Genomic DNA, 6,360 nt, shown 5'->3' on the forward strand with positions numbered 1-6,360 from the left:
TTCTAGCAGGTTCCAGACATTTCCAGTTGGACGGTCATTCCCACTCGATGGTCGCTGGCGGCTTGGAGCTGACGTCGTAAGTCACGCGGTTGATGCCACGCACTTCATTGATGATGCGACCCGAGACTTTTTTCAAGAGCGCGTAAGGCAGCTCGGCCCAGTCGGCGGTCATGAAGTCAGAGGTTTGCACGGCGCGCAGGGCCACCACGTAGTCGTAGGTGCGACCATCGCCCATCACACCCACGCTTTTCACGGGCAAAAACACCGTGAACGCCTGGCTGGTGAGGTCGTACCAGGTTTTGCCGGTGGCTGCGTCGGTGAAGTTGTGCAGCTCTTCGATAAAGATGGCGTCGGCGCGGCGCAGCAGGTCGGCGTATTCCTTCTTGACCTCACCCAGGATGCGCACACCCAGGCCGGGGCCGGGGAAGGGGTGGCGGTACACCATGGCATGCGGCAATCCCAGCGCTACGCCCAGTTCGCGCACTTCGTCCTTGAACAGTTCGCGCAGCGGCTCCAGCAATTTGAGGCCCAGTTGCTCGGGCAGGCCACCGACGTTGTGGTGGCTCTTGATGGTGACGGCTTTTTTGCTCTTGGCACCGCCCGACTCGATCACATCGGGGTAAATCGTGCCTTGCGCCAGGAAGGTGGCGCCCTTGTGGCCTGCACCACCGGCCTTGAGCTTGGCAGCCTCGGCCTTGAACACATCGACAAACAGGCCGCCGATGATTTTGCGCTTGGCCTCAGGCTCGCTGACCCCGGCCAGTTTGCCCAGGAACAGGTCACTGGCATCCACGCGGATGACCTTGGCGTGCAGCTTGCCAGCAAACATCTCCATCACCATGTCGCCTTCGTTCAGGCGCAACAGGCCGTGATCGACGAACACGCAGGTAAGCTGGTCGCCAATAGCGCGGTGGATCAGTGCTGCGGCCACAGACGAATCGACGCCGCCCGACAGACCCAGAATGACCTCTTCATCACCGACTTGCTCACGGATTTTGGCCACGGCTTCGGCGATGTAGTCACCCATGATCCAGTCGGGGCGGGCCTGGCAAATATCGAGCACAAAACGGTTCAGCAGCGCCTGGCCCTGTACGGTGTGCGTGACTTCGGGGTGGAACTGCACGGCGTAGAAGTGGCGCGCCTCGTCGGCCATACCGGCGATGGGACAGCTGGGTGTGCTGGCCATCAGCTTGAAGCCGGGGGGCAGCTCGGTGACTTTGTCGCCGTGGCTCATCCAGACCTTGAGCATGCCGTGCCCCTCGGGCGTAGTGAAGTCGGCAATGTCTTTGAGCAACGCGGTGTGGCCATGGGCGCGCACCTCGGCGTAGCCAAACTCGCGGGTGTGGCCGCCTTCGACCTTGCCACCCAGCTGCTGCGCCATGGTTTGCATGCCATAGCAAATGCCCAGCACCGGCACACCCAGCTCGAATACGGCTTGCGGGGCGCGGTCGGTGGTTTCCTCATACACGCTGGCATGGCTGCCAGACAGAATCACGCCTTTGAGCGTGCCATCCTGGGCATAGGCGCGCACCCAGTCATCAGACACATCGCAGGGGTGGACTTCGCAAAACACATGGGCTTCGCGCACCCGGCGGGCAATCAGTTGCGTGACCTGGGAGCCAAAGTCGAGGATGAGGATTTTGGAGTGTTGCATGGCAGTAAAAAGAAAAAGCCCGAACACCGCGCTGCGTGGGTTCGGGCCTGTGGGGGCACAAAAAAACGATCAGTCGGCGCGGTAGTTGGGCGCTTCTTTGGTGATTTGCACGTCGTGAACGTGCGACTCACGGATACCGGCGGTGGTGATTTCGACGAACTCAGCCTTCTCGTTCATCTCCTGGATGGTGGCACAGCCGCAGTAACCCATGGCAGCGCGCACACCACCAGCCATCTGGTACACGATGGAAACCATGGAGCCCTTGTAAGGCACGCGGCCTTCAATCCCTTCGGGCACCAGCTTGTCGGCGTTCGGGTTGCCGGTGCTCGATTCCTGGAAGTAGCGGTCAGCGCTGCCTTGCTGCATGGCGCCAATGCTGCCCATGCCACGGTAGCTCTTGTAAGAACGCCCCTGGAAGAGGATCACTTCACCGGGCGCCTCTTCGGTGCCCGCAAACATGCCACCCATCATGATGGTGCTGGCACCGGCGGCCAACGCCTTGGCAATGTCGCCGCTGTAGCGCACGCCACCGTCGGCAATCAACGGCACGCCCGTGCCTTGCAGGGCCGTGGCCACGCTGTCAATGGCCATGATTTGCGGCACACCTACGCCCGCCACGATGCGCGTAGTGCAGATGGAACCGGGGCCAATGCCCACCTTGACAGCATCGGCACCGGCCTCGACCAGCGCCAGCGCCGCTGCGCCCGTGGCGATGTTGCCGCCCACCACATCAATCTGCGGGTAGTTTTTCTTGACCCAGCGCACGCGCTCGATCACGCCTTTGCTGTGGCCGTGGGCGGTATCGACCACGATGGCATCGACACCGGCCTTGACCAGTGCCTCTACGCGCTCTTCAGTGCCTTCACCTACACCCACAGCAGCGCCCACGCGCAGGCAACCCGAGGCGTCGCGGGCGGCGTTGGGGAAGCTGGTCTGCTTGGTGATGTCTTTGACGGTAATCAGGCCCTTGAGCTCAAAGGCATCGTTGACCACCAGGATGCGCTCCAGCTTGTGCTTGTTCAGCAGGGCCTTGGCAGCAGCGGGTGAGGTGCCCTCTTTTTCATTGACGGTGATGAGCTTTTCGCGGGGCGTCATGATCTGGTGGACCTTGACGTCGTAGCGGGTTTCAAAGCGCAAATCGCGCCCGGTGACGATACCGACCACCTTCCCACCGTCGCACACCGGAAAACCAGAAATGCCCAGTTGTTCGGACAGTTGCAGCACCTGCAACACGGTGTGCTCGGGGGTGATGACCACCGGATCGCGCACCACACCGGACTCGTAGCGTTTGACGCGGGCCACCTGGGCCGCCTGCTCTTGTGCCGTGAGGTTTTTGTGCACGATACCGATACCGCCCTCTTGGGCGATGGCAATGGCCAGGCGCGCCTCAGTGACGGTGTCCATGGCAGCAGACACCAGGGGCAGATTCAGTTGGATGTTGCGAGAAAAACGGGTCGCAAGGGACGTGTCCTTGGGAAGGACCTGGGAGAACGCTGGCACCAACAACACATCGTCGAAGGTGAGTGCTTTTCCAAGAAGGCGCATGAGAAAGCTCCAAAAAAACGATTGTACCTGCCGCCACACCTTTGCCTGCGGCAAACCACGCAGCTACACTCGCGGCGATGAAAAAGCACCACACCCTTTTGCTGGCTTTGGTATGTGCCCTGCCATCGCTTGCCTGGGCCCAATGGCAGTGGGTAGACAAGGATGGCCGCAAGGTCTTCAGTGACCGTGCACCGCCGCATGACGTGCCAGAGAAAAACATCCTGAAACAGCCCGGTTACCACGGCAAACCCCCGAGCACACCAACGCCCGCCGCAGAGACCCCAGCAAACGCCAACGCGCCCACTGCTGCAGCCAGCACACCACGCGCCACCGCCAAAGACAAAGAGCTGGAAGAAAGAAAAGCCCGCGCAGAGGCGGCAGAAGCGGCCAAGCAAAAAGCCGAAGAAAACAAAATCGCCAAGCAACGGGCAGACAACTGCACACGTGCGCGCAACGCCCAGGCCACGTTCGAGTCAGGAACACCCATCCGGCAAACCAATGCCCAGGGCGAGCGCGTATTTCTGGACGACGCCGCCCGCGCCGCAGAGCTACGGCGCATTCAGGACATCATCAACGCAGACTGCAAGCGCTGAGCGGCCACACCCCTCAATCACTGCGGGGAACGACCGCACGCTGGCGCGCAAACAAACCTGCGGCACGCGCACCCTGGCGTGCAAAGCGTTCACGCCGGGCCACTTTGGGGTCCACACTCAAAGGCCGGTACAGCTCCACCCGGTCTTGGTCGCGCAGTTGCTGCTGCGGGGCCACCACCCTCCCCCAGACACCGCACGCGACCCACTGCGGCGATGGCACTCCGCCAGGCGCCCAACCGCTGGCCTGTACGGCATCAGCCACCGTAGCCCCCAGAGGCAGGCGCAACAACTGCTCCAGCACCTGACCTGCTTGTGGCGATGCAGCCACCACCACGTGCAGCACTGCTCCAGGGGCCGCGTTATCCATACACCTGCTCGGCACGCTTGACAAAGGCATCGACCATGGTGGCGGCAATGCGGTCAAACACCGGCCCCACCAGCGCGGCCAGCGCGGCATTGGCAAAGCCGTAATTGAGCTGCAACTCCACCCGGGAGGCGCGCTGGGTGCCATCACCGACTGTGTGAAAGTGCCAGTCGCCGTCCAACCGTGAAAACGGCCCCTTCACCAACTGCATGCGCACCCGCCGCCCCTGCTCATGGACATTGCGGGTGACAAAAGTCTGGCGGATACCGCTCAGCGCAATGCCCACCTCGGCCAGCATGCCCAGACCGTCTTGTTCCAACACGCGGGCACGATCACACCAGGGCAGAAACTGCGGGTACTGCTCCACCCCGGTCACCAGGGAAAACATTTCTTCGGGGCTATACCAGATCAATACGGACTTGCTGACGTTTTTCATGGGGAGGTGCGCGAAGCGATGTGGCTGCGCCAGGCAAAGCAGCCATGGCGGCTGAACGAAACTAGAATCGCGAACGCGCGACAGCTGCAATTGTAGGGAGGCCTTTTATCTCCCGGTTGGCGCCGCATCTATTTCCGATGGCCAAGAAACCCCAAACCTCCTCCCGCATTGCCGACAACAAAAAAGCGGCATACAACTATTTCTTTGAAGAACGCTACGAGGCCGGCATGGTGCTGGAAGGCTGGGAGGTCAAGGCCCTGCGCGAAGGCAAAGTGCAACTGACCGATGGCTACGTGGTGGTGCGCGAGGGCGAGTTGTACCTGATCGGTTGCCAAATCAACCCGCTCAAAACCGCCTCCACCCACGTCAACCCTGATTCCGTGCGCACCAAAAAGCTGCTGTTGCACAAAGAAGAGATCAAACGGCTGATCATCAAGGTAGAGCAAAAAGGCTACACGCTGGTGCCCTTGAACCTGCACTGGAAAGATGGCCGCGTGAAATGTGAGATCGCCCTGGCCAAGGGCAAGGCCGAACACGACAAGCGCGACACCATCAAAGACCGCGAAGGCAAGCGCGAAGTCGAGCGTGCCATGAAAAACCGCAGCCGCTGATTTTTAGCCAGCAAAAGTATCCATAAAGGCGCATAGTGGCAGCTCCGCCATGTGTGCAATTTCTTTATGAGGTGCTCCATGAAAACCCTGTCTTCTTTGATCGTCGGCGTTGCACTGGCAGGCTGTGGCGCCATGCTGCATGCCCAACCGCTACAGGCCGTCAACGGTGTGCTCACCGGGCCCAATGGCATGACGCTGTACACCTTTGACCGCGACACAGCGGGCAGCGGCAAATCTGCCTGCAATGGCCCTTGTGCTGTCAACTGGCCGCCCCTCAGCGCCAGCGCTGCACCCGCGGCCAGCGACTACAGCTTGGTCGTCCGCGACGACGGCACGCAGCAACTGGCCTATAAAGGCAAACCGCTTTATTACTGGGCTAAGGACACCAAGCCCGGCGACATGCTGGGCGATGGCATCAACCAGGTCTGGCACGCCGCCAAACCCTGAAGTACGCACCGGCCACCGGGCGGTGCGCCGCCCTGTGGCCGGTTCAGTCGATACCGCCAGAGCGCTTTTTCAGCGCAGCGCGGCCAGCGGGTGGGCGTGCGCAGGCCAGGGGCTGGCAAAGAACGATTGCACCAGCTGCGGCGATACGTCCTCGATGCGCTCGGGGTTCCAGCGGGGGGTGTGGTCTTTGTCCACGGCCAGCGCACGGATGCCTTCCAGCGTTTCGCTCTGGCCGGGGCGCAGGTAAAAGCAGTGGCGCACCAGGTCGCGCTCCATGCGCAGGTCATCGGCCAAGTCCATTACCCGGGCGCGGCGCACCTGCTCCAGCACCACATGCAGCATCAGCGGCGAGCGCTTGCGCAGCAGGGCGGCGGTAGCCCGGGCCCAGTCGCTGTCAGCGGCCTCCAGTGCGGCGACGATGGCAGGCACGCTGTCCAGCGCAAAATATTGGTCAATTTCGGCTCTAGCGCTTGCCAGATGGGCGCTAGCAGCTATCAATTGAGAAGCAACAAACACCTTGATGGCCGCGCTATCGGCAAATGATTGCGCACCCAGCGCCTCCCAGACACGGGCTTGCTGGTCAGCGGCCAAAAAGCCATCGGCCAGATTCAAGGCGATGGCATCTCCAGCACCGATGGTCTCGCCGGTCAGGGCCAGCCACTCGCCCGTGCGGCCCGGGCAGCGGCTCAAAAAGTAGCCCCCGCCCACGT

Annotated in this window: 8 protein-coding genes; 3 read left to right on the top strand and 5 right to left on the bottom strand. The window is 61.8% G+C overall.

Translation table 11 applies throughout. From position 1 onward, the window contains the following. Positions 1-34 precede the first annotated feature (34 nt). Both guaA and guaB read right to left on the bottom strand, forming a co-directional pair. Positions 35-1,654 carry a glutamine-hydrolyzing GMP synthase gene (gene guaA, locus PHX69_RS14655; protein ID WP_288044659.1) on the bottom strand — a complete coding sequence of 540 codons (1,620 nt, stop codon included), beginning with the start codon at positions 1,652-1,654 and terminating at the stop codon, positions 35-37. A 69-nt stretch (positions 1,655-1,723) separates the two neighbouring features. Continuing rightward, complete coding sequence (gene guaB / locus PHX69_RS14660; RefSeq protein WP_119014270.1) at positions 1,724-3,199, bottom strand: IMP dehydrogenase; 1,476 nt, start codon at positions 3,197-3,199, stop codon at positions 1,724-1,726. Positions 3,200-3,276: 77 nt separating this feature from the next. On the opposite strand from guaB, the gene PHX69_RS14665 reads away from it, so the two are divergent. After that, the gene (locus PHX69_RS14665; protein ID WP_288044661.1) at positions 3,277-3,792 is read left to right on the top strand and encodes a DUF4124 domain-containing protein; all 516 of its coding nucleotides are present in this window, start codon (positions 3,277-3,279) and stop codon (positions 3,790-3,792) included. A 13-nt stretch (positions 3,793-3,805) separates the two neighbouring features. Here PHX69_RS14665 and PHX69_RS14670 read toward each other — a convergent pair whose 3' ends face one another. Beyond that, complete coding sequence (locus PHX69_RS14670) at positions 3,806-4,159, bottom strand: RnfH family protein (RefSeq protein ID WP_288044663.1); 354 nt, start codon at positions 4,157-4,159, stop codon at positions 3,806-3,808. Next, positions 4,152-4,592, bottom strand: a complete 441-nt coding sequence (locus PHX69_RS14675) for a type II toxin-antitoxin system RatA family toxin (RefSeq protein ID WP_119014246.1) — start codon at positions 4,590-4,592, stop codon at positions 4,152-4,154. The genes PHX69_RS14670 and PHX69_RS14675 overlap by 8 nt, the downstream gene beginning before the upstream one ends. A 137-nt stretch (positions 4,593-4,729) precedes the next feature. On the opposite strand from PHX69_RS14675, the gene smpB reads away from it, so the two are divergent. Continuing rightward, a complete protein-coding gene (gene smpB, locus PHX69_RS14680) occupies positions 4,730-5,203 on the top strand; it encodes an SsrA-binding protein SmpB (protein ID WP_288044666.1) in 474 nt (157 codons plus the stop codon). A 78-nt stretch (positions 5,204-5,281) separates the two neighbouring features. Beyond that, positions 5,282-5,650 (top strand): COG4315 family predicted lipoprotein, encoded by a 369-nt coding sequence (locus PHX69_RS14685; RefSeq protein WP_288044669.1) that lies wholly within the window; start codon positions 5,282-5,284, stop codon positions 5,648-5,650. Positions 5,651-5,719: 69 nt separating this feature from the next. Here the strand turns inward: PHX69_RS14685 and PHX69_RS14690 are convergent. Then, positions 5,720-6,360, bottom strand: a 641-nt coding sequence (locus PHX69_RS14690; protein WP_288044671.1) for an enoyl-CoA hydratase/isomerase family protein, incomplete at its 5' end; no start/stop codon positions are given.

This window comes from Simplicispira sp., from assembly GCF_028687295.1.
Lineage (GTDB): Bacteria > Pseudomonadota > Gammaproteobacteria > Burkholderiales > Burkholderiaceae_C > Simplicispira > Simplicispira metamorpha.

Bases quoted from the DNA above. Each gene is read 5' to 3' on its own strand.
- guaA (WP_288044659.1), bottom strand. From the start codon at position 1,654: ATGCAACACTCCAAAATCCTCATCCTCGACTTTGGCTCCCAGGTCACG.
- guaB (WP_119014270.1), bottom strand. From the start codon at position 3,199: ATGCGCCTTCTTGGAAAAGCACTCACCTTCGACGATGTGTTGTTGGTG.
- PHX69_RS14665 (WP_288044661.1), top strand. From the start codon at position 3,277: ATGAAAAAGCACCACACCCTTTTGCTGGCTTTGGTATGTGCCCTGCCA.
- PHX69_RS14670 (WP_288044663.1), bottom strand. From the start codon at position 4,159: ATGGATAACGCGGCCCCTGGAGCAGTGCTGCACGTGGTGGTGGCTGCA.
- PHX69_RS14675 (WP_119014246.1), bottom strand. From the start codon at position 4,592: ATGAAAAACGTCAGCAAGTCCGTATTGATCTGGTATAGCCCCGAAGAA.
- smpB (WP_288044666.1), top strand. From the start codon at position 4,730: ATGGCCAAGAAACCCCAAACCTCCTCCCGCATTGCCGACAACAAAAAA.
- PHX69_RS14685 (WP_288044669.1), top strand. From the start codon at position 5,282: ATGAAAACCCTGTCTTCTTTGATCGTCGGCGTTGCACTGGCAGGCTGT.